This window comes from Streptomyces sp. V4I23 (assembly GCF_030817975.1).
Classification (GTDB): Bacteria; Actinomycetota; Actinomycetes; order Streptomycetales; family Streptomycetaceae; genus Streptomyces.
Map to the genome: position 1 here is coordinate 3,573,684 of NZ_JAUSZW010000004.1, position 21,992 is coordinate 3,595,675.

Sequence of the window (21,992 nt, forward strand, 5' to 3'; positions counted from 1 at the left end):
ATGGACAGGGCCTCCGGCCTGTGGGGGGGGTGCCCCTCAGCCGCGGATGACGGTCTTGGTGCGCATCAGGAACTCGCCCAGGTAGCCGTCGTGCGGCACGCTGCGGTCCATCCAGTGGGTCGGGTGGTCCCCCAGGTGGACGTTGCAGATGCTCGGGTCCTCCACCAGCGCGTCGATGAGGTCGGCGTGTGATTCCTCGTCCCCGGTGATCACGCCGAGCACGAGGGTCTCGCGCAGCGACGCGATGCCGTCGGCGGGGCTCCACGGCGCCACCCACACGCAGGGGAAAGACAGTTCGACACGGTGCTGACCGCTCTCGGTGCCGGTGAGTTCGTGGACGGCGGGCCGCAGCACCGCACTGCCGTCCGGCAGTTCCTCGACGACACCGTCCCCGCCGAGGTGCGCGGTGGTCCCGGCGGCCTGGGCCAGCAGGTAGCGCTCGAGGTTCCGCGCGGTCTCGGCCGGCTGCACGGGCAGGACGGCCTTCTCGTCCTCGGGCGGCAGCGACGGCAGCGCGGCCAGCCGCTCGGCGATCGCCGCGGCCAGCGGTGCCGGGTCGCCCTCGACGAACACGGCGGTCGTGTTGACGCACTTGACGCCGCCGTGGTGGGCCACCGAGTCCACGATCGTGTCCAGATGCTCGCGCCAGTCGGCGTCGGCGGTGACGAGGATCTTGGAACGTCCGGGGCCCTGCGCGAGCACCGTCGTGTCGGCCGCGTACTTCTGGACCACGTCGTCGCCGCCGTAGCTGATGCTCAGGTCGGCCCCGGCCATGACCTCGTCCGCGACCGAGTGGTCCGTGGGCAGCAGGACGACCTGGTCGTCGCCGAAGCCCGCGGCCCGCAGCGCGGTCACCAGCCGGTGGGGGGTGAACGGCTCACGGCGCGAGGGCCGTACGGCGACCCGGTAGCCGAGAGCCAGTGCCTCCAGCCACAGGGCGTGCGGCGCCGGGTGGTTGCCCGCCGCGTTGACGGCGAGGACCTCGCCGCGCCGCGTCCACACCGCGCGGCCGATGCGGGTCAGCGGGTGTCGCCAGTCGGAGACGGCGCCCGTGGGGCGCGCGTTGTACGACGGGGTCAGCACGCGCTCGGCGGAGTCGGCGATCTCGTCGGCCGCCGACCGCACGGCCTGCAGGGGCACACCGCAGATCCGCGAGACGGTCCGCTCGTACTCCTCGTACGACAGGCCGCCGACCTCCTGCTCGCGGAAGATGCGGCCCGCGCGGGAGAGGGCGGCGAGCCGATGCTCCTGCGGCAGCGGACGCGCCTTGCGCAGCGCGACCATGGCGCGGCCGACGAACAGCGCGGGGACGAGGCTCAGTTCGGCGGTGGGGGCGCCGGCCACGTCGGGGATGGTGAGCCGCTTGCGGGACCGGTAGGGCCCGTTCGGGCCGAGCGCGTCGAGGGCGACCGGTTCGGCGGTCATCAGTAGACCCCCTCGATGACCTTCTCGTCGTCGAACTCGCGCACCGGTGCGATGTCCGCGACCGAGTCGCCGACCTGGCCCTCCAGCGGGCGGATACGGGTGGCGAAGTCCCGCTCCAGGTTGTTCGGCAGGAACAGGCTCTTGCCGACGTAGTTCATGACGACCCGGCCGCGCTCGCCGTACTCGACGGGCTTGCGGGCCTCCAGGTCGATCACGTTGTAGGTCATGTACGGCGAGAACGGGTCGTAGACGCACGGCTCGTCGTCGCTCAGACCGGGACGCTCGCTGACGTGGCCGAGGGTCATCGTGTTGCCGAAGCCGCTGTAGAGGGCGATGCCCGGGTACAGCTCGGTGCGGTACAGATGACGGGTGTCGGGGTCGAGCTGGGTGCCGACCCACATGATCGCCTTGACCTTCTTGCGCACCAGCTCGACGAGGTCGTCGCGCCGGCTCAGCCGCTCCAGCACCGGCGGCGTCAGCATCAGGACGCCGATGTCCTGGGATGCCAGCGCGTGGGAGAGCTGGTCGACCAGGTGGTCGGTGTAGAGGTCGGCCTCGGTCTCGGCGCCACGGGCGATGATCTTCTTCACCCAGCGCGGGTCGACGTCGATCGTGAACGACAGGCCGCCGCGGGCCGCCACCAGCTGCTGGAAGGTCGCGCCGACCATGTGCGGGCCGGACGGGATCGACAGCAGCCAGTTCACGTCGCGCGGCACGCCATGGGCGTCGAGCTGCGCGTTGCTGTGCGCGATCAGCATCTCCAGCCACTCCTGGAGCATGACCACGCGCTTCGGCGCGCCCGTCGTGCCGCCGCTGTCGAAGACACCGACGACCTTCGGGCGGGGGCCGTAGCCGCGGGGGATCAGGTCCTCCGCGCGGACGTCGCGCAGCGAGTTCGCCACGTTGGGGAACAGCTTGAGGTCGTCGAACCCGCGCACATCGGCAATGGGGTCGAACTCCAGCTTCTGCGCCTGTGCCAGCCAGAACGGCGAACCGGTCTCCGGCGAGAAATGCCAGCGGAGCGCCGCGCGGAGGAATTCGTCCGGGTCCGGCGTGACACCGTACGGCAGCTCGAGAATGGGATCGATGGCGGACACCGATGTGCTCCCTTCGGGAAACAACAAGAGAAAGAAGAAGTCAGCTTGTCCACATCATTCAAATGCCCGCGCATCGACCCCGCAAAGGCGGCCGTTTTACTCTGTCATGTGACCGGCGAATTGAATTGACGAAGCGCCATCAGTCCTGCGCCGAAAGGGAAACGGAATCCAGGACCCCGTCCGTCCAGTCCGCGGTGTAGGCGCGGAAGTCCGGGAAGCCGCCCTGCTGCGGGTCGGCCGTCCAGCGGAAGTCGGCGCCGGGGTTGTGCACGTCGACGCCGGCCGCCGTGAACAGGTGCGGGCTGCCCTGCACCCGGGGACCGCGCGCCACCGCCCAGTCGCGGTACACGGCGGCACGCCCCTCGCCCCGCTCGACGGCCGAGGCGAGGGCCTTCTCGTCGACGAGGGGGCACGCGGCGGCGACGGCGAGTATCTCGGCCGTGAGGCTGATGCAGCGACCCTCGCCGTAGAAGGCGTGCCGCAGCGCGGTGTCGAGCTGGTCGGACGCGCGCAGGCCGCCGACGGCCGGGTCCTTGGCCGCCTGGACGGCCTCCATCGCCGGCAGGGTCGTCACCGGGTAGGTGTACTCGGGCGAGGTCCACAGGCGCCACCCCAGCGCGGGCACCTTGGCGCCGATCGCGACCACCTCGGCGTCGATGATCGGCTTCGGCGTCGACTGGCTGTTGAACAGCTCCAGCGGGAACACCCGGTGGTCCACGACGAGTTCGGCGCCGCGCCGCTCGGCGGCCGCGTGCAGCGTGTGCAGGGCCAGTGTGGCCCAGGGGCAGCCGATGTCCGACCACACGGTCACGGTGCGGGCGTCGGAGGAGAAGAGCGAGTCGTCCGCCGTCACGGGCAGGGTCCGAGCGTCGGCCAAGGGGTTCATCAGGTGTCCTCTTTCCTGGAGTCCGGGCCGTGCCCAGAGGCCGGGGAGAACCACCGCCGCCGGCCGTGGCGCGGCACCGTCAGTGTGACCGGCGGCACGCCGCGTTGCGCAGCGCGCGCGGGGGACTTCGTCACTTCCCCGCGGTGAACAGGCAAGAGGGGCCCGCCGGGTGTCCGGCGGGCCCCTCTCACGTACGGACGTCGCGGCTCACCGCGCGGCACGCTCCCGGTCCCGGCGGGTGACGCGCTCCGCGTGCGTCGGCCCGGCCGGCACATCGGCGGCGCGGCCCGACGCGAACTCCTTGCGGAGCACCGGGAGAACCTCCTCGCCGAACAGGTCGAGCTGTTCCAGCGCGGTCTTCAGCGGAATCGAGTGCGCGTCGACGATGAACAACTGCCGCTGGTAGTCGCCGAACGTCTCCCGGAATCCCAGCGTCTTGTCGATGACCTCCTGCGGGGAGCCGACGCTCAGCGGTGTCTGCTCCATGAAATCTTCCAGACGGGCGCCGCCGTACAGCGGGGCGTTGTCGAAGTAGGGGCGGAATTCCCGGACCGCGTCCTGGGAATTCTTCCGCAGGAAGAACTGGCCGCCCAGTCCGACGATCGCCTGCTCGGGCGCGCCGTGTCCGTGGTGCGCGTAACGCTCCCGGTACAGATTGACCAGCCGGACGAAATGGTCCTTCGGCCAGAAGATGTGGTTCGCGAAGAAGCCGTCGCCGTAGTACGCGGCCTGCTCGGCGATCTCGGGGGAGCGGATGGAGCCGTGCCAGACGAACGGCGGCACCCCGTCCAGCGGCCGGGGCGTCGCCGTGAAGCTCTGCAGCGGCGTACGGAACCGGCCCTCCCAGTCCACCGTCTCCTCGCGCCACAGCCGGTGCAGCAGCGCGTAGTTCTCGACGGCGAGCGGGATGCCCTGCCGGATGTCCTTGCCGAACCAGGGGTACACGGGAGCCGTGTTGCCCCGGCCCATCATCAGGTCGACCCGGCCGTCCGCGAGGTGCTGGAGCATCGCGTAGTCCTCGGCGATCTTCACCGGGTCGTTGGTGGTGATCAGCGTGGTGGCCGTGGACAGGATGATCCGCCGCGTCCGCGCGGCGATGTGGCCGAGCAGCGTCGTCGGGGACGACGGCACGAACGGCGGGTTGTGGTGCTCGCCGGTGGCGAACACGTCCAGGCCGATCTCCTCCGCCTTCTCGGCGAGCGCGACCATCGCCTTGATGCGCTCGTGCTCGCCGGGCGTGCGGCCGGTGTGCGGGTCCCTGCCCACGTCCCCGATGCTGAATATGCCGAACTGCATGCTGTCCATCCCATCTCCGCCCGGACTCACTGAGAGATGCCGCCGGTCCCGGCGGCCGCTTCCTCCGGCTTCCCGGACCGGGCCGGGGCCGCATGCGCCCGTCCGCCGGCCCGTGCGGTGGCCGGCCTGCCGGTCCGGGTACCCGCGGGAGGAAGGGCTCGCCGCCCTTCCTCCGCCGTCTGCCTCACGGCGCCCAGTGTTCCCTCGCGGGCCCCCGCACCGAACCGTGGCGCTGCTACTCCGTCAGGTCGGCTGTGCACCAGACTTGTTGGTCTCCGTCAGCGGACCGCGAGCGCGTCGAGGTACGAGCCGACGTTGCGGCGGGTCTCGGTGACGCTGTCGCCGCCGAACTTCTCGACGACGGCGTCCGCGAGCACCAGCGCGACCATCGCCTCGGCGACGATCCCGGCGGCGGGCACCGCGCACACGTCGGAGCGCTGGTGGTGCGCCTGCGCGGGCTCACCGGTGCGGACGTCGAACGTGGCGAGCGCCCGCGGCACGGTCGCGATCGGCTTCATCGCCGCCCGCACCCGCAGCACCTCGCCCGTCGACATGCCGCCCTCGGTGCCGCCCGAACGGCCCGACGTGCGCCGCACGCCCTGCTCCGTGGCCACGATCTCGTCGTGCGCCTTGGAGCCGGGCACCCGGGCCAGCTCGAACCCGTCGCCCACCTCGACGCCCTTGATCGCCTGGACGCCCATCAACGCGGCGGCCAGTCGGGCGTCCAGGCGCCGGTCCCAGTGGACATGGCTGCCCAGGCCGACCGGCACCCCGTACGCCAGCACCTCCACGACGCCGCCGAGCGTGTCGCCGTCCTTGTGGGCCTGGTCGATCTCGGCGACCATCGCCCGGCTCCCCGCCGCGTCCAGGCAGCGCACCGGGTCGGCGTCCAGCCGCTCCACGTCCCCGGGGACCGGCAGCAGCCCGGACGGGGTCCGCGCCGCTCCCAGCTCGACGACATGGGACAGGATCTCGATCCCGGCCGTCTCGGCGAGGAACGCGCGGGCGACCGCGCCGAGCGCGACGCGCGCCGCGGTCTCCCGGGCACTCGCCCGCTCCAGCACCGGGCGGGCGTCGTCGAAGCCGTACTTCTGCATGCCGGCCAGATCGGCGTGACCGGGCCGCGGCCGGGTCAGCGGAGCGTTGCGGGCCAGACCCGCCAGGATCTCCGGATCGACCGGGTCCGCCGACATCACCTGTTCCCACTTGGGCCACTCGGTGTTGCCGACCATGACGGCGACGGGCCCGCCCTGGGTCAGGCCGTGCCGGACGCCGCCGAGGAAGGACACCTCGTCCCGCTCGAACTTCATCCGCGCGCCGCGTCCGTACCCGAGGCGCCGCCGCGCCAGGGCGTCCGTCACCACGTCCGTGGTGACCGGCACACCGGCGGGCAGCCCCTCCAGCGTCGCGACCAGCGCGGGGCCGTGCGACTCACCCGCGGTGAGCCAGCGCAGACCACCCATGATCAGACCAGTCCGGCGGGCACGGGCGGGGCGACGTGGCCGGCGACGCCGACCTTGCTGCCGTGCAGCCAGGCGACCTTGTCGTACATGTCCTCGGCGCTGAGGGAGGCCAGCATCGCGTTGCGCTCCTTGGCCGCCTCGCCCGCGGGGTGGTACAGCTGCCGGCCCATCTCGCGCGCGACGAGCTGGGTCGCGGCCGTGCGCTCGCGGCGCTCGGCGTTGAACTTCTGGAAGTTCACCTCGAACTCGGACTCCTCGGTGCCGATCAGCTCGCCGAGCACGACCGCGTCCTCGACCGCCTGGCAGGCGCCCTGGGCCGCGTACTGGAGCATCGGGTGGGCGGCGTCGCCGACGAGGACGACCCGGCCGTCGGTCCAGGTGTCGACCGGGTCGCGGTCGCACAGGACCCAGCTGCGCCAGTCCTCGCCGAGGTTCAGCAGGCGCCGCGCGGTGTCGCCCAGCTCGGGGAACTCTCCGAGTACATGGTCCTTGCCGACCGGCTCGCCGAGGACGGCCTTCGTGGCGCCGTCGTCGCGGGTGGCGGCCAGGTTGAGGAACTTGCCCTCGCCGATGGGGTAGTGGACGAAGTGCCACTTGGGCCCGGCCCACAGCGTGACGGTGTTCCAGCGCAGCTCCTCGGGGACCTGCTCCATCGGGATCACCGAGCGGTAGATCGTGTGCCCGGACACACGCGGGAAGCCGTCGCCGACGAGCTTCTTGCGGACGAAGGAGTTGATGCCGTCGGCGCCGATGAGCGCCGCGCCGGTGACCTCCTCGCCGGAGGTGAGACGCACGGTGACCGAGCCGTCGTTCTGCTCGTAGCTCACCACCGACGCCTCGGTGCGCAGCTCGATCGTGTCGACGCCGCGGCACGCCTCCAGCAGCGGCGCGTAGAGGTCGATGCGGTGGACGACGGCGTACGGGTTGCCGAACCGGCGGCGGTAGTCGCCGGTGAGCGGCATGGAGGCGACCTTCTCGCCGGTGGTGCCGTCCATGAAGCGCAGTTCGTCGATGTGCACGGCGCGGGCGCGGACCTCGTCGCCGACGCCGAGCTGGTCGAGGGCCTGGAAGGCGTTCGGGCCGAGCTGGATGCCGGCGCCGATCTCGGTGAAGGTGTCGCGGGCCTCCAGGACGGTGACCCGGTGGCCGCGACGGGAGATGCTCAGGGCCGCCGCCAGACCGCCGATCCCGCCGCCCGCAATGATGATGTCCGACATCTCGCTCTCATTTCTCGCTACGTGTGTCTGCTGGTCGTTGGGCGCTGCTGTGCCGTGCAATGCCGTACGGGCCGTGCCGCGCGCGTGCGTGACGCGCAGTGCCGCGCAGTGCTGCTGGGTGCCGCTCGGTGCTCAGCCGGCCGGCGGGGGAAAGCTCGCCTGCGGTCCGAAGAGCCTCGACAGCTCCTCGTGGAAGCCGGGGAAGGTCTTGGCGACGCAGCCCGGGTCGTCGAGAGTGATGCCCTGCGTGCACAGCCCGAGGACCGAGAAGGCCATGGCGATGCGGTGGTCGCGGTGGCAGGCGATCTCGGTCGGCGCCATCCGTCCGGGGTGGACGGTGATCCGGTCCTCGCCCTCCTCGACCCGGACGCCGCCCGCGCGCAGGTTCGCCGCGATCGCGGTGATCCGGTCGGACTCCTTGAACCGCGCGTGGCGGATGCCGTGGACGGTGATCGGACCGTCGGCGAGCGGGGCCACGGCCGCCAGGGTCATGAAGGTGTCCGAGATGTCGCCCATGTCGACGTCGAAGCCGCCGCGCAGCCGTCCGGTGCCGGTGACCGTGGTGGCGTCCGGACCGATCTCGACCTCGGCACCGGTACGGGCCAGCACCTCGGCGAAGCGCAGGTCGCCCTGCAGGCTGTCCTTGCCCAGGTGGGGCACGGTGACGGACGTACCGGTGACGGCGGCGGCGGCGAAGACGTACGAGGCGGTGGAGGCGTCCGGTTCGATGCGCAGCCCGGTGCCGGTGTAGCCCCCGCGCTCCACCCGCAGCCGGCCCTCGGCGTCGATACCGACCTCGGCCCCGAACCGGCGCATCAGCGCCGTCGTCATGTCGATGTACGGGCGGCTGACCAGCCCGTGCGCGGCGACGGTCAGCGGCTCGCGCATCAGCGGCGCCGACAGCAGCAGGCCCGTGAGGTACTGGCTGCTGACGGAGGAGTCCAGTGCGAGCTCGCCGCCCGCCAGGCCGCGCGCGGTGATGCGCAGCGGCAGTCCGCCGCCGTCGCCCGCCTCCACGCGGGCGCCCAGGTCGATCAGGGCGCGGGTCAGCGGGCCGAGCGGCCGGGCCCGGAGCTGGTCGGAGCCGTCGAAGTGGAACTCGCCCTCGCCCGCCGCCGCGAGGACGGGGAGGAAGCGTGCCGCGGTGCCCGCGTCGGCGCACCACACGGCCGCTCCGGTCCGCGGCGCGCGGCCGAGTCCGGTCACCGTCCAGCGGTCGTCGCGCACGTCGACGTCGACACCGAGGGCGGTGAGCGCCTCGCGGAAGGCGACCGTGTCGTCGCTGACCAGGGGGGCGGTCAGGACGCTCGTCCCGTCGGCGGCGGCGGCCAGCAGCAGGGCCCGGTTGGTCAGCGACTTGGACCCTGGGATACGGGCCGCGCGGGCACGTATCCCGGACATCAGAGGGTCACCCCGCCGTCCAGCACCAGGTCGTGGCCGACGACGAACTTCGACTCGGGACTCGCGAGCCATGCCACGGTGTCGGCGATCTCCTCGGTGCGCGCGACCCGGCCGGCCGGGGCCGACGTCTTCACGTGCTCCTCCCACTCGGCGCGGCCGTTGGTGGCCTCCACGTCGCCGGGGCTGATGGAGTTGATCCGGATGCCGTCGCCGATGTGTTCCTGCGCGGCCGTGCGGGTGAGCGCGGACAGCGCCGCTTTCGTCGAGGCGTAGGCGCCGAATCCGAGCCGGCGGCCGTTCACGCTGACATTCGTGGAGTGATTGACTATCACACCGCCGCCGTGTTCCCGCATATGGGCGATCTCGTGCTTCATCAACAGCCAGACGCCGGTGAGATTGGTGGAAAGGACTTCGCCCCATACGGCTTCGCAGGTTTCCGCGATCATATGGGGGTGGGGGACCCAGCAGGCGTTGTTGAACGCGATGTGCAGTCCGCCGTGGCGTTCCACCGTCGTTTTCACGAGCCGGATGACGTCCAGTGCGTGCGTCACGTCGGCCATGACGGCGTCGGCCTTGCCGCCCTCCTTCTCGATCAGGGTGACGGTGTCCGTCAGGTCCCGGGGTTCCCGCCCGGCGACCACCACGGTGGCGCCCTCCCTGGCGAAGGCCAGCGCGGTCGCTCTGCCGGTGCCGGAGCCGCCTCCGGTGACGAGTGCGACCTTGCCGGTGAATCGTGCTGTCATCAGGATTCTCCTGGTAGCGGGCTGAAGGGGCGATGCTCGGCGGACGGGAAAAAGGTTCCCCTCGATGGATTACCGCGAGCAATTCATTCCGTTCGCAAGAACGCGATGCGAATCACCTCTGGAGTCCCCTTAACTCTGCGCCGCGCCGTGGCCACCGATCAATGCGCGTCCGGCTACTTCGTCAGTTGACGGGATATGCCCGGGGCCATGCGAAAGCCCCGCATTCTCTTTCCCGGGCGGACCGTGGAAAGAGAATGCGGGGCTCGGCGCGGGAGCAGCTGCCCGTCGTCAGAACCGGGCGCCGGTGACGCGCAGATGGCGCACGTCCAGCCGCGCCCCCTGCCCCCAGAGCCGGCTGCCGGGCCGGCTGTCCGGGTCGGCGAAGGTCTGCGGCGCCGGCGCACCCGCATCGGGGTCGTGGTAGGCGGTGGTGTCGGTGAGCTTCACGAGGGCGCCGTCGGCCTGCGGCCCCTCGGCGTCCAGGAGCGTGAACATGCCGAAGCCGGGCGCGAGTTGGCGCGGGGTCACGAGCTCTTCGCGGCCGCCGAGGTCGATGACGAGATGGGTGCGGTCCGTGGGGCGGAAGCCGATCCTGTCGACCTTGTGGACCTCGCGGCCGTTCACCGTCCACACCACCGTGCCCGCGGCCCGGTCGTAGGAGATGGCCAGGTCGTCGGCCTGGTCGGGGCTGGAGCGCCGGGCCACCGGGAGGGCGTAGGAGAAGGCCGCGTGGCCGGCGCCGTGGGTGGGCAGCCGCTCGTAGAGCGCGTAGATCCGGCTGTTGGTGACGAAGAAGTCGAAGACCATGTTCGACTCCTGGTCGATCGTGGTCATCGCGCCCGCCGCGAGCCGCAGGTCGGCGCGCGGGTCGGCCACGGCGTCGCCGAACGGATGCCGCTCGGTCCCGAACGTCCGGGCGCTGAGCGAGGAGTGGAACGTGAGCACGGTCCCGGGAGTGGCGTCGAAGCCCAGGACTCCGCTGGAGGCCCGATGGCTCGCGAGGGCGAACCACTTGATGTGGTCGAGCGCGCCGTCACCGCCGGCGGACTCCTTGCCCGTGGTGTAGGCGAAGGCGGGCGCACCGGTCACGGGGTCGGTCCCCGTGGGCACGACGCGCAGCCCCGCCCGTGAGGTGGAGGTCCTGCCGTCGCCGTGGGGGAACGACCCGAGCGGCGTCACGGACCACTTGGCGTCGTCACCGGTGTGGTCGAATCCGCCGCTGAAGTCGTCCCAGGTCGTACGGGTTCCGGTCTCGGCGCCGACCGGGCCGGCGGGCACGAGGGCCATGGCGAGGGCGACCGTCAGCACGACCGGCAGGTGGAACATGGCGCGTTTCACTGCGGTGGCTCCCTGTGGTGTGTCGGCCGGAGGGCCGGGACCAGCCGGCCCGAATGCCCGGCAAGGGCCAGGGCGGCAGGGCATCGGACGAAGGCCCGGCCCGCCAGGCCGCCCGAGGGGTGGTTCGGGCACGAGGCAGGGACGACGGCCGCCTCGCGCACGGCAGCGCGTGTGCGCCCCGAGCCGGAGACCGGCGGAGCCCCTGGGCGTCACAGCGTGCGCGGGGCCGGGGCACGAGCAAATCTCCGGTCGATCACGCCCGGCGAAGCCGGAGAAGCCGCCCCGCCCGAAGGACGGCAGGAGCCCCGGGCCCGTGCCCCGGAGACCCGGGGGCACGGAGGCCGGGGCGCGTGGCCCAAAGGCGCAGGTTCCGGGCCGGGGCCCCGGAAGCGGACGTCCGCGCCCCGGAGGGCGCGGGGGCGTGGGGGCGGAGCCCCCGGAAAATCAGGCCGTCGCCTCGAGGCCGCGCTTCAGCGCCGTGCCGATCTCCACCGCGCGACGCGCCTGGAACTCGACCGCCGCCAGGTTCTCCGTGCCGGGGGCCTCGTTGTTGTAGCCCACGTGGCTGGCGCCGTACGGGTTGCCGTTCTTGATGTCGAACTGGATGCCGTCCGCGTAACCGGGCGGAACGATGATCGCGCCCCAGTGGTAGAAGGTGTTGTTCAGCGCCAGGATCGTGCTCTCCTGGCCGCCGTGGGTCTGCGAGGTCGAGGTGAACGAGGAGACGACCTTGTTCACCAGCTTGCCCTTGGCCCAGATGCCGCCCGTGGTGTCGATGAACTGCTTGAGCTGGGCGGCCGGCAGGCCGTAACGGGTCGGCGTGCCGAAGAGGATGATGTCGGCCCACTCGAGGTCGTCCAGGCTCGCCACCGCGATGTCCTTCGTGGCCTCGCGGTGCGCGGACCAGGCCGGGTTGGAGGCGATGGCGGCCTCCGGAGCGAGCTCGGCCACCTGGCGCAGCCGGACCTCGGCGCCCGCCTTCTCCGCCGACTCGGCGGCGGCCAGTGCGAGCTTGTGGACGTTGCCGGTGGACGAGTAGTAAATGACTGCGACATTCGTCACGGTGGTGCGCTCCTTGTCGGAATGCGGGGCAGGGACGGTTCGGAACCGCACCTGACCATCCCGCAGGGGTCATTGAGCCCTCAATCGATTCGCGGCGATTTCGTCACGTGTGGCGCCGGGAGTCCACGGCCGCGCAGGCGGACCGGCGCCGTCAAGACGGCACACCGGGCCCGGCGCTGTTCATCTGACGAAGTATCGGGTGCTGGATACACGCTCCCGTGTCGCAGGCGTCACCCTGTGTCAGATAACGGAAGCCGGCAATCCGTGCGGTCGCTCCCGCCTCCCGGAAGTGCTCGTACACCCCCGGCCCTCGACCGCCGGGTGGTCCCCCGCGGCCGTTGACCTTGTGATCGCCCGGATCCGGCGCCCCCCACGGCCGCGCCGCCGCCGTCTTCCGCCCCGGCCGATCCGACAAGGAGCCACGAGATGAGCAACGCTCGCCTCTCCCCACGGCAACCCGCAGACCCCGTGCCCCGCAGCGGAATGCGCGCGGCCGTCCTGGGGTCCCCCGTCGCCCACTCCCTCTCCCCCGTCCTGCACCGCGCCGCCTACGCCGCCCTCGGGCTGACCTGGTCCTACACGGCCATGGAGTGCGACGAGCGCCGCCTGCCCGCGCTGCTCGACTCGCTCGACGGCTCGTGGGCCGGCCTGTCCCTGACCATGCCGCTGAAGCGTGCGGTGCTGCCGCTCGTCGACGAGGTGACGCCGCTGGCGCTCGACGTCGGCGGCGCGAACACGGTGATCCTGCGCGACGGCCGGCGGTACGGCCACAACACCGACGTCCACGGCATCCTCGCCGCGCTGCGGGAGGAGGGCCTGGGCGGCGACGGCCGGCCCGACGCCGTGATCCTGGGCGGCGGGGCGACCGCGTGCTCGGCGCTGGCCGCGCTGAAGGAACTCGGACAGACCGACATCCCGGTCGTCGTACGGGAGAGCAGCCGCGGCGGGCAGGTGTGCGCGGCGGCCACACGGCTCGGGGTGGCCGTGCGGTACCACGCGTTCGACGAGCTGGGCGACGCACTCGACGGCGCGCGCCTCGTCCTCTCCACGCTGCCGGCCGGGGCGGCGGATCCGTACGCCGGGGCGATCGCGCGCAGCGGCGCCGACGTCTTCGACGTCGTGTACACCGACTGGCCGACGCGGCTCGCGAGGGCCGCCCGCTTCGGCGGTGCGCGGGCGGTCGGCGGACACGCGATGCTGCTGCACCAGGCCGTGCGCCAGGTCGAGTTGATGACCGGCCGCTCGGACGTGCCGGTGGAGGAGATGCGCCGCGCGGTGCGGACGGAGATCGGCCTCCGGGCCGCCTAGACCACGGACCGCCGGATTCCGCACGGAACCTCGGCGCACGGTCGGCTTCGGAAGCGGTGCGGCTTCCGGGCACCGGCGCCTGCTCTCGTGTCGGCGGAGCACGCCGGGGCCGCAGCGCGGGGAACGCCGCGGGCCGGCACGGGGCCGTCGGCCCCGCTCGCTCAGGCGGAGCGGATCAGACTGCGTGCGGTGCGCTCTTCCCGGACACGTGCGGCCGAGAGGGCCACGATGGCGTGTGCCACGGAGCTGAGCGTGACGTGCCGGTGCCAGCCCCCGAACGTACGGCCCTCGAAGTCCCGTACGCCGACGCGCGTGCTGATCTCGGCGAAGTCGCGCTCGACCCGTTCGGTGAGCCTGCCGAGCCGAAGGAGCACGGCGGGCGGGGCCTCGACCAGATTGGTCAGCCACAGCTCCCCCGGCTGCCGCTCCCATCCCGACCAGGCGCCCGCCAGTTGCAGCGGCAGCCCGCCGCCCGGAGCGGGCAGGCTGACCCGCGTACCGGTCACGAGCGCCGAGCGGTTGATCGAGCTGTGCGGATCGACCCACCCGACCTGCCGGGACGCCTTCTTCACCCACTCGATCAACTGTTGTGCCTGGAGCCGGCGTTCACCGTGCCCCGTGGACAGCATCTCGCTCGGCACCAGCAGCGTCGTGCCGCCGATGCGCAGGACGAACGGGACCCCCTTGCGCGCGAAGTTCCGTGCGAGCAGGGTGGCGTCGTGGTCGCGCGCGTCCATCACCACCGGACGGCAGCGAAGCCCCCATGCGCGCAGCGGTTCCAGGACGGCGTGCAGGGCGACGGCGCCGGGATCGGCCTCGCCCTCGCCCTCGGGTATCTCGGCGCGCTTGCGCCTCTCCTTGTCCTGCAGCCAGTCCGCGGGAAGGATCAGCCGCCAGTTGATGGGTGCGCTCTGCTCCTCGTTGGCCAGCCAGACGCCGTACGACTTCTGGCTGTTGACGACCCGCCCGAGCTGCGGCACGAAGGACTCCTCCACCCCCACCGTGTGCTCGCCGGTCTTGACCACGTACATCGGCCGGACCACCCAGGCGTGCGGCAACAGCGTGCGGTCCAGGTGGCCGGCCAGTGCTCTGCGCACCGCCAGCCAGTCCCACGAGGACTTGCTGATGAAGTGGTGCAGCCGCTGTTCGGCCGCGCCGCCGCCGATCACCGACGCGATCGACCGCATGGACTTGCGCCCGGGAATCGAGAGCAGTCCGGAGATGTACCACTCACCGCGTTCACGCTGATCCCGGCGCGGCAGTGACGTGAGCATGCGCTTCGAGAACTCGGTCACGAAGTCGTCGTCGACATCGCCCCAAGCGATGTCCGGTCGTCCTTCCCTGTGCCTGGTCCCTTCCACAGGGCCCCCTTCCCCTGGATGTGACCTGGTCCGCCGAAACCGCACAGCTCGCCGCGCGGAGTGCCAGACCTGGCCAACTCGACCACCATACCAAACCACGCAGTCGGTTTTTATTCGAAACAGGCCAACGACACTCCGTCAGGTCAGAGGAGCAAGCCAGTGGCATATGCAGGAGGGAGGAGGTCAAACACAGGGAAGGGGCAGTTGAGAGCCCCGGGAGGACTGCCACCACGGGCACCTCTCGGGGCTGACAAACAAGGGAGATGGTCGGTTTTCTGTCAGTAACTCGTCACCGGAAAGTCGTCGTCGACTGCTTCCGTACCGCGCGTGCTGTGCCCGCGCCGACCGGTGGCCGGAGGGCGGCGGTCCGGGGGACGGCGGTCGGGCGGCCTGCGCACGGCTCAGGAACCGATCCGGCGGTACGCCTCGTCCTGCAGCGCGCCCTCCGGGTCGTGGAGCAGACCCGGCCTGCCGATGGCGTCGAGCACGACCAGCGGCGCCGCGGCGTCCCCGGAGCCGGCCGTCAGGGCCTTCCGCAGCCCGTCCCACGCCCCACGAGGGTGGGACGTGGGCAGCCCGACGGCGGCGAGGATCTCGCGGTGGCGTTCCACGGAATCGTCGTCCAGCCGGTCCGCGAGCCGGGCCAGTTCGGCGGCGAAGACCATGCCGACGGCCAGGGCGTGCCCCGGCGGTACGCGGTAGTGACCCACGCGCTCGATCGCGCGGCCGAGGGTGTGCCCGTACGCGAGGATCCAGGCCGCCTCGCCGTCCGGCCGGTCGAGGGCGGCGGTCTTCACCCGTACCGCGCGCTCGATCAGACCGGCGGCGTCGCAGCCGGACGGACGGGCGGCCCGCGCCGGATCGGCGGCGATCAGGTCCAGGATCACCGGGTCCCCGACGAAGCCCGCCTTGATCAGCTCGGCGAGCCCGCCGAGATGGCCTCCCTCGGGCACCGTCCCGAGCAGGTCCGGATCGCAGACCACCCCGGCGGGCGGGCGGCACACGCCGACCAGCTCCCGGCCCTCGGGCACGTTGATGCCCGCGGCGCCGCCGACGGCCGCGTCGACCATGCCGAGCAGCGTCGTCGGCACCAGGATCAGCGGCACACCGCGCCGCCAGGTCGCCGCGGCGAAGCCGGCGAGGTCCAGGGTCGCGCCGCCGCCGAAGGCGACCACGGCGTCGGCGCCGGTGATGCCGGCCGCCGCGAACCGGGACCACACGCCCGCCAGGACACCGATCTGCTTGGCCGCCTCGCCCTGCGGGATCTGCAGCACGGCGACCCGGCGGCCGTCGGCGTCCAGCGCCGCGCGAATCGACCGCACCTGACAGCTGAGGGACTCGTCGTGGACGAGGGCGACCGTCTTCGCCTTCTCCGGAAGAAGGCCGATCACCGCGGAGGCGGCCTTCTGGCCGATCAGGACGTCGTACGGCCGCTCACCGCCCGCCCTCACGCGCAGCGGATGACGCCCGCCGAGCGCTTCGGGAGAGGCGGGCACGAGACCTGGGAAGAGGGTGCTCACACGGGCTCCTTCGCTCGTGGGAAGGCCCCCGAGGGCCTGCCCGGCAGCAGGGCGGCGATCCGGCCGGCGACCTCGTCGGGGCGCTCCCCGGGCGCCACCGTCACGGTGTGGCGGGCCAGTCTGCGGTAGATCGGTGTGCGTACGCCGAGGACGGTGCGCAGCCGGCCGCCCGGGTCGTCGGCCAGCAGCGGACGGCTCGCCGCGTCGCCGATCCGGTCGAGCAACTGCTCCAGCGGCACGGCGAGATGGACGACCGTGTGCGAGCGCAGCACCTGCTGGACCGAGGCGTCCAGGACGGATCCGCCGCCCAGCGCGAGGACCCCCGCGTGACGCGCGAGCGCGCGGTGCACCGCCGCCCGCTCCAGCAGCCGGAAATGCGCCTCGCCCGTGCGGTGCAGGATGTCGGCGATCGCCGTGCCCGCCGCCGCCTCCAGGTCGGCGTCCGTGTCCCGGAAGCCGACGCCGAGCAGGCCCGCGAGCAGCCGCCCCACCGTGGTCTTCCCCGCGCCGGGCGCGCCGATCAGCACGGCGGCCGGCCGGCGCTCAGGACGCGAAGGCAAGGCCGTGTCCGGAGAGCGAGTCCAGGGTGTGCACACCCTGCACGGTGGCCTCCACGTCGAAGGCGTGGCGGTGTCCGGGCGGTGCCCCGATGATCTCGGCCGCGCGGGTGGGGATCGGCTGGGCGGCCGCCTCGGCGGACTCCCACAGGAAGATCGCTCCCCACCGCTCGCGGGCCTCGTCGGAGATCCAGGTCTTGAGCACCAGTCCGGGTACGGCCGCGAACCGGTCCACGGCCTCGTCCCGGAGGAAGTCGCGCAGCTCGGCGATGGTGCGGCCGGTGCCCGCGAGCTCCCACCAGACGACTACGGCATGCATGGCTGTTCCTCCTCGGCGGTGAACACCCGCCTGTGTCGGGTCTGTTGTGCGGTCTGAGTGCGGTCTGGCGGCAGCGGCCGCGGGCGCGGTGCCAGGGGGAGGGGACACCGCGTCCGCGGCCCGCCGTCCGTGCCGGTCCGGCGACGGGGGATGGTGCCGGACCGGCGGGCCGACCGGGGCGGGAACGCCCCTGGATCAGTCGGCCGTCAGCGGGGTGAGCAGATCGCCGATGATCCGCACACCGTCCTCGGTCAGGATCGATTCCGGGTGGAACTGCACCGAGCGGAAGCCCGGTCCGCGCAGTCCGTGCACCTCGCCGGTCACCGCGTCCCGGCTCACTCCCACCGGTGCCCCGATGAGCTCGGACCGCACGGTGTCGGTGGCGCTGCGTGCGGCGAACGTGTTGTAGAAGCCCACCTGTTCGGGCCTGCCGAACAGGTCGATCTTCCGCTGCACGCCCTGGTTGGGCCTGTCCCTGCGGACCAGGTCGAGCCCCAGGACGGTGCTGAGCACCTGGTGGCTCAGGCACACCGAGAGGAACGGGATGCCCCGCGCCAGCAGTTCGCGGGTCGCGCCGTGCAGGTGGGCGATCTTCGGGTGGTCCACATCGCGCGGATCGCCGGGGCCGGGCCCGAGCACGACCAGGTCGCAGCCGTCGAAGGTGTACTCCTGGTCGAATCGGCGGACCGTCACCTCCATGCCGAGTGACCGCAGTTGATGCGCCAGCATGCCGGTGAAGGTGTCCTCCGCGTCCACGACGAGGACCTTCCGGCCGGCCAGCGCGGGCACCGCGCGGTGGCGCGCGCCCGGCTCCTGGAGCCAGTACGCCGAGATCGACCGGTTGCGCTGGTCCAGCGCGGCCAGGACGTCGGGGTGCCGGGCGAGCCCGGACTCCGTCGCTCCGAGCGCGGCGAGCAGCCCGGACGCCTTGGCCCGCGTCTCGGCCACCTCGGACTCGGGCCGGGAGTCCCTGACCAGGGTGGCGCCCACGCCGATGGTGACCCGCCCGGTGGCGGAGATCTCCGCCGTCCTGATCATGATGGCCGAGTCCAGGGTCGGGGCGCCCTCCGCGTCCCGGCCGATGAGGGCCAGCACGCCGCTGTAGTAACCGCGGCCCTGGGACTCGTACTTGGCGATCACCTTCGCCGCGCTCTCCAGCGGGCTGCCGGTGACCGTCGGGGCGAACATGGTCTCGCGCAGGATCTCCCGCGGGTCGCGGGTGCTGTGGCCCTCGATGAAGTACTCCGTGTGTGCGAGGCGCGCCATCTCCTTGAGGTACGGGCCCACCACGCGCCCGCCGCCGTCACAGATCCCGGCCATCATCTTGGAGCTCTTCGTCGACCACCATGTAGAGCTCGTCGGCCTCCTTGGGGTCGGCGAGGAAGGCGGTCACGCCCTCCAGCGTCGGCCCGGTCGGGGGATAGCGGTAGGTGCCGCTGATCGGGTTCATCACGGCGGTGCCGCCGTGCAGGCTCACGTGCCGCTCCGGGCTGGCACCGACGAACGTGCGGTCGCCGGTGTGCACGACGAACGTCCAGTACGCCCCGCGCTCGCCCTCCAGAAGCCGTCGGAAGAAGGTCAGCGCGGCGGCCGGCGACCAGTCGCCGATGTCGGCCACGAAGGACCTGCGGATGACGAAGTTGGCGCCCTCGCCGGTGCCGATCTCGTCGGCGAGGATCTCCCGCACGGTCTGCGCGTAGTCGTCGTCGCCGACGTCGAAGCGGCCTTCCGACACCGCGATGGGCCGGTCCGGCAGCCGGTCCAGCAACTCGCCCAGGCTCACCGAGTCCTGGTCGCGCACGGACAGGGTGATCAGCGGGGCGCCGTCGTCGGCCGCCGCGTACCCGCGCTCGGTGATCTGCCGGTAGGGGACGACCACCAGCACCTCGTGCTCGGCGCGCCCGGTGCCGGCCGTCCGCACGCTCCCGCTGGAGGGCACGTCCGCGAGAACGGCCGGCGTGGCCAGCTCTCCGACGATCACGTCGACCCGGTCGGCGCCCGCCGCCTCGGGGCGGTGCAGCAGGGCGAAGGGGGGCGGGTCCGCGGCGAGGACCAGGTCCAGCAGTCCGTGGTCGGTCATCGCGTCCCTCGGCTCTCCGCCGGAGCCAGCTGGTCCAGCACGGTCTTGGTGGTCACGGTCATGGCGCAGCGCTGCGCCGCGTACTCCAGCGCCATCCGGTGGTACTCGAGCGAGAAGTCCGCGATGGCGTCGCCCACGAGGAAGGGCTGGATGTCGTGGGTGAAGGCGTCCGTGGTCGTCATGAGGACGCCGACGTGCGCGTACACACCGCAGACGATGAGCTGGTCGCGGCCGCTGCCGCGCAGCAGGTCGAGCAGTCCGGTGCGGAAGAAGGCGCTGTAGCGCCACTTGGTGAAGACGGTGTCCCCCTCGGCGGGGACGAGTCCGTCGACGACCTTCTTGTGCTCCGGCTCCACGGTCATGCCGGGACCCCAGAAGTCCTTGAGCAGGCCGCGCTCCTCGTCGGTCATACCGCCCGGCTGGGCGGTGTACGTCACCGGGATGCCGAGCTCCGCGCAGCGCTCCCGCAGGGCGGTGGCGTTGCGGACCAGGTCGGTCACCGGTGACTCCCCGGCCGGGAACGGCCGCAGGAAGTACTTCTGCATGTCGTGGACCAGCAGGACCGCTCGTCTCGGGTCCACGGTCCACTGCGCGATGTTCTCCGGCATGTCCCCCTGACCGGGCATCGGGTAGGGGCTGATCGTGGGCAGAGCCATCCGGGATCTTCCTCTCGGCTGATGGGTACGGGGCGGTCAGTGGCCGAGCGAGGCACCGCCGTCCACGGTGAGGTCGTGCATGGTGATGTGCGCTGCCCGGTCGGACAGGAGGAACAGCACGGCGTCGGCGATGTGCGAGGGCTGGGCCAGCCGTCCCATCGGGATGCCGACGCGGAAGGCGCCGGCCACGCCGTCGATCGAGGAGCGCGCCGCGCTGCCGTCGTCCCACAGGGAGGTCAGCATCGGGGTGTCGGTGGAACCGGGCGCCACCACGTTGCAGCGGATGCCGTACCGCGCGACCTCGAGGCCGAGGACCTTGGTGAACATGGTGGACGCGGCCTTGGACGCGGAGTAGGCGGACATGTCCACGCGGGCCGTACCGGCGGCGTTGGAGGCGATCGTGACGATCGCGCCGGAGCCGCGTTCGACCATGCGGTTGACGACCGCGCGGGACATGAAGAACACGCCGCTGGTGTTCACCGCGAAGGTCGTGGCCCAGTCCTGGTCGGTGAGGGCCTTCGCCTTGCCGAGGCGGAGCACGCCGGCGCCGTTCACCAGGTACTGGATGCCGCCGAGCTGCTGCTCGACCGCGTCCACCACGGCATCGACGTCCGCGCTGTCCGTGACATCCGCGGGGTAGGCCTCGGCCACCTGCCCCACCGCGCGCAGTTCCTTGGCCAGTTCCTCCAGTGGCTCCAGATTGCGGTCGACCATGGCGACAGCGGCGCCGTCGGCCGCCAGAGCACGCACCACTGCTTCGCCGATGCCGCCGGCCGCACCGGTGACGAGGGCTACCTTCTTTTCCGTCTTGTCGACATTCATCGTGGTCCCAAAGCTCGGGGATTGCGGCGGCCGGGGCCGCCGGGATTCCGTGGGCTGTAATGCCGCACCACGAAATCCCGGCGGCTCGCCGCCATTTCCTGCTGCGGATGTACGGGTGTGGCTGCCGCACGAATTCCGGACCCGTGCGGTTTCTCGTGAGACGTGCCGGCCGTTTCCGTCACGTCGTGCGGGTCGCGCCGTTCCTCGTGCCGTCCGCCTAGACGTGCCAGGCGGCGGCGACCTCCAGGGCCTGCCGGGGGTTGAGCCGCGGGTCGCACAGGCTCGTGTACTTGTCCCCGACCCGGTCCAGCAGCGAGGCGTCGTGGACGCACTCGGAGACCGCGTCGGGCGTGGTCTCCAGATGCAGTCCGCCCGCCGTGCCGCCGGCGTCGGTGACGGCCTTCTGGAACTCCTCGACCTCACGGATCACCGTGGTGACGAGGCGGGTCTTGAAGCCGTCGGGCGATCCGAACGTGTTGCCGTGCATCGGGTCGCACAGCCAGATGACCGGGTGTCCGGCCTCCCGCACCGCGGAGACGAACGCGGGCAGCCGCTCGGCGACCCGGTCGGCGCCCATCCGGGAGATGAGCGTCAGCCGGCCCGGCGTACGGTCCGGGTCGAGCCGCTCGCACAGCGCGAGCAGCCCGTCGCGGTCCATGCTGGGACCGACCTTGCACGCCACCGGGTTGGCGACGGAGGCGAGCAGGTCGACATGTGCGCCGTCCAGCTGCCTGGTCCGGTCGCCGATCCACGGCCAGTGCGTCGAGGTGAGGACCAGGCGGCCCTCCTCGTCGCGGCGCAGCTGCGGGAGCTCGTAGTCGAGCACCAGCGCCTCGTGGCTCGTCCACACCGGTGCGTCGACCGGCGAGAGCGAGCGCACGGACCGCGACCGCAGGGCGTCCATCGCCGTCGCCGCCGCGTCGTGCCCGGACAGCAGCCGGCCCGGGTCGGGCCTGCGCAGTTCCGGGTCGGCCTCCGGGCTGTTGACCAGGTGGCCGCGGTAGACCGGCAGTTCGACCCCGCCGACGACCTCGGTCGAGCTGGAGCGCGGCTTGCCGAACTGCCCCGCCATCCGGCCCACCTGAAGGACCGGACGCAGCGAGTTCAGCGACATGACGCCGGCGAGGGCGTCCAGCAGCGCCGTCTTGCGTATGACGTGCTCGGGCTGGCATTCGAGCGGGTCCTCGGCGCAGTCGCCCGCCTGGACCACCTGGAGCAGCCCCTCGGCCACCTCTGCCAGCAGATAGCCGAGGGTCCGTATCTCCTCCACCGCGACGAGTGGTGGTCGGAGGGAGAGCTCGCGCACGGCCTGGGCAGCGGCCCCGGCGTCCTCCCATTCGGGCTGCTGCAGAGCCGGCAGCCTGCGCCAGCGCTGCGTTTCGCTCTCAGGAAGCACTTCTCCGAATCCGGTCGGCCTTTCCGAGATTGTTTGACTCGTCAC

General features: G+C 72.1%; 18 protein-coding genes and 1 pseudogene. 1 reads left to right on the forward strand and 18 read right to left on the reverse strand.

Annotation, left to right across the window (positions count from 1 at the left end; genetic code table 11):
• Positions 1-36: 36 nt before the first annotated feature.
• From QFZ82_RS18435 to wrbA, 10 genes are all read right to left on the reverse strand, one after another.
• A complete protein-coding gene (locus tag QFZ82_RS18435) occupies positions 37-1,425 on the reverse strand; it encodes an aldehyde dehydrogenase family protein (RefSeq protein ID WP_307714215.1) in 1,389 nt (462 codons plus the stop codon).
• Positions 1,425-2,522, reverse strand: a complete 1,098-nt coding sequence (locus QFZ82_RS18440; protein WP_177149579.1) for a phenazine antibiotic biosynthesis protein — start codon at positions 2,520-2,522, stop codon at positions 1,425-1,427. Before QFZ82_RS18440 ends, QFZ82_RS18435 begins: the two co-directional genes overlap by 1 nt.
• Before the next feature lie 139 nt (positions 2,523-2,661).
• Positions 2,662-3,408, reverse strand: coding sequence for a DsbA family protein (locus QFZ82_RS18445; RefSeq protein WP_307714216.1), 747 nt, complete (start codon positions 3,406-3,408; stop codon positions 2,662-2,664).
• Positions 3,409-3,615: 207 nt separating this feature from the next.
• Positions 3,616-4,704, reverse strand: a complete 1,089-nt coding sequence (locus QFZ82_RS18450) for an LLM class flavin-dependent oxidoreductase (protein WP_307717762.1) — start codon at positions 4,702-4,704, stop codon at positions 3,616-3,618.
• Between the two features lie 278 nt (positions 4,705-4,982).
• A complete protein-coding gene (gene aroC / locus QFZ82_RS18455) occupies positions 4,983-6,167 on the reverse strand; it encodes a chorismate synthase (protein ID WP_307714217.1) in 1,185 nt (394 codons plus the stop codon).
• Between the two features lie 2 nt (positions 6,168-6,169).
• Positions 6,170-7,384: a 3-hydroxybenzoate 6-monooxygenase gene (locus tag QFZ82_RS18460; protein ID WP_307714218.1), complete on the reverse strand. Its 1,215-nt coding sequence runs from the start codon at positions 7,382-7,384 to the stop codon at positions 6,170-6,172.
• 132 nt (positions 7,385-7,516) lie between these two features.
• The gene (gene aroA / locus QFZ82_RS18465; protein WP_307714219.1) at positions 7,517-8,785 is read right to left on the reverse strand and encodes a 3-phosphoshikimate 1-carboxyvinyltransferase; all 1,269 of its coding nucleotides are present in this window, start codon (positions 8,783-8,785) and stop codon (positions 7,517-7,519) included.
• Positions 8,785-9,528, reverse strand: coding sequence for an SDR family NAD(P)-dependent oxidoreductase (locus tag QFZ82_RS18470; RefSeq protein WP_307714220.1), 744 nt, complete (start codon positions 9,526-9,528; stop codon positions 8,785-8,787). Before QFZ82_RS18470 ends, aroA begins: the two co-directional genes overlap by 1 nt.
• Positions 9,529-9,816: 288 nt before the next feature.
• Complete coding sequence (locus QFZ82_RS18475; RefSeq protein ID WP_307714221.1) at positions 9,817-10,866, reverse strand: DUF6081 family protein; 1,050 nt, start codon at positions 10,864-10,866, stop codon at positions 9,817-9,819.
• 444 nt (positions 10,867-11,310) lie between these two features.
• Positions 11,311-11,928, reverse strand: a complete 618-nt coding sequence (gene wrbA, locus QFZ82_RS18480) for an NAD(P)H:quinone oxidoreductase (RefSeq protein ID WP_307714222.1) — start codon at positions 11,926-11,928, stop codon at positions 11,311-11,313.
• 426 nt (positions 11,929-12,354) lie between these two features.
• On the opposite strand from wrbA, the gene QFZ82_RS18485 reads away from it, so the two are divergent.
• Positions 12,355-13,236, forward strand: a complete 882-nt coding sequence (locus tag QFZ82_RS18485; protein ID WP_307714223.1) for a shikimate dehydrogenase — start codon at positions 12,355-12,357, stop codon at positions 13,234-13,236.
• Between the two features lie 161 nt (positions 13,237-13,397).
• On the opposite strand, the gene QFZ82_RS18490 is transcribed toward QFZ82_RS18485, so the two are convergent.
• The 8 genes and pseudogenes from QFZ82_RS18490 to QFZ82_RS18525 all read right to left on the reverse strand — a co-directional run bounded on the left by QFZ82_RS18490 (position 13,398) and on the right by QFZ82_RS18525 (position 21,947).
• A complete protein-coding gene (locus tag QFZ82_RS18490; RefSeq protein WP_307714224.1) occupies positions 13,398-14,531 on the reverse strand; it encodes a transposase in 1,134 nt (377 codons plus the stop codon).
• A 467-nt stretch (positions 14,532-14,998) separates the two neighbouring features.
• Complete coding sequence (locus QFZ82_RS18495; protein ID WP_307714225.1) at positions 14,999-16,117, reverse strand: 3-dehydroquinate synthase; 1,119 nt, start codon at positions 16,115-16,117, stop codon at positions 14,999-15,001.
• Positions 16,114-16,677 carry a shikimate kinase gene (locus QFZ82_RS18500; RefSeq protein ID WP_307714226.1) on the reverse strand — a complete coding sequence of 188 codons (564 nt, stop codon included), beginning with the start codon at positions 16,675-16,677 and terminating at the stop codon, positions 16,114-16,116. Before QFZ82_RS18500 ends, QFZ82_RS18495 begins: the two co-directional genes overlap by 4 nt.
• On the reverse strand, positions 16,661-16,993 hold the full coding sequence (locus QFZ82_RS18505) for a YdhR family protein (RefSeq protein ID WP_307714227.1): 333 nt from the start codon (positions 16,991-16,993) through the stop codon (positions 16,661-16,663). Before QFZ82_RS18505 ends, QFZ82_RS18500 begins: the two co-directional genes overlap by 17 nt.
• A 195-nt stretch (positions 16,994-17,188) precedes the next feature.
• A pseudogene (locus tag QFZ82_RS18510) lies at positions 17,189-19,073 on the reverse strand (anthranilate synthase family protein).
• On the reverse strand, positions 19,070-19,729 hold the full coding sequence (locus QFZ82_RS18515) for an isochorismatase family protein (RefSeq protein ID WP_307714228.1): 660 nt from the start codon (positions 19,727-19,729) through the stop codon (positions 19,070-19,072). The pseudogene QFZ82_RS18510 and the gene QFZ82_RS18515 overlap by 4 nt, the downstream one beginning before the upstream one ends.
• Before the next feature lie 36 nt (positions 19,730-19,765).
• Positions 19,766-20,551, reverse strand: a complete 786-nt coding sequence (locus tag QFZ82_RS18520; protein ID WP_307714229.1) for a 2,3-dihydro-2,3-dihydroxybenzoate dehydrogenase — start codon at positions 20,549-20,551, stop codon at positions 19,766-19,768.
• A 217-nt stretch (positions 20,552-20,768) separates the two neighbouring features.
• The gene (locus QFZ82_RS18525; RefSeq protein ID WP_307714230.1) at positions 20,769-21,947 is read right to left on the reverse strand and encodes a 3-deoxy-7-phosphoheptulonate synthase; all 1,179 of its coding nucleotides are present in this window, start codon (positions 21,945-21,947) and stop codon (positions 20,769-20,771) included.
• Positions 21,948-21,992 lie beyond the last annotated feature (45 nt).

What these genes read in the sequence shown, in the direction of transcription:
- QFZ82_RS18435 (WP_307714215.1), bottom strand. Translation starts at nt 1,425, where the DNA reads ATGACCGCCGAACCGGTCGCCCTCGACGCGCTCGGCCCGAACGGGCCC.
- QFZ82_RS18445 (WP_307714216.1), bottom strand. Translation starts at nt 3,408, where the DNA reads ATGAACCCCTTGGCCGACGCTCGGACCCTGCCCGTGACGGCGGACGAC.
- QFZ82_RS18450 (WP_307717762.1), bottom strand. Translation starts at nt 4,704, where the DNA reads ATGCAGTTCGGCATATTCAGCATCGGGGACGTGGGCAGGGACCCGCAC.
- aroC (WP_307714217.1), bottom strand. Translation starts at nt 6,167, where the DNA reads ATGGGTGGTCTGCGCTGGCTCACCGCGGGTGAGTCGCACGGCCCCGCG.
- QFZ82_RS18460 (WP_307714218.1), bottom strand. Translation starts at nt 7,384, where the DNA reads ATGTCGGACATCATCATTGCGGGCGGCGGGATCGGCGGTCTGGCGGCG.
- aroA (WP_307714219.1), bottom strand. Translation starts at nt 8,785, where the DNA reads ATGTCCGGGATACGTGCCCGCGCGGCCCGTATCCCAGGGTCCAAGTCG.
- QFZ82_RS18470 (WP_307714220.1), bottom strand. Translation starts at nt 9,528, where the DNA reads ATGACAGCACGATTCACCGGCAAGGTCGCACTCGTCACCGGAGGCGGC.
- QFZ82_RS18485 (WP_307714223.1), top strand. Translation starts at nt 12,355, where the DNA reads ATGAGCAACGCTCGCCTCTCCCCACGGCAACCCGCAGACCCCGTGCCC.
- QFZ82_RS18505 (WP_307714227.1), bottom strand. Translation starts at nt 16,993, where the DNA reads ATGCATGCCGTAGTCGTCTGGTGGGAGCTCGCGGGCACCGGCCGCACC.
- QFZ82_RS18515 (WP_307714228.1), bottom strand. Translation starts at nt 19,729, where the DNA reads ATGGCTCTGCCCACGATCAGCCCCTACCCGATGCCCGGTCAGGGGGAC.
- QFZ82_RS18520 (WP_307714229.1), bottom strand. Translation starts at nt 20,551, where the DNA reads ATGAATGTCGACAAGACGGAAAAGAAGGTAGCCCTCGTCACCGGTGCG.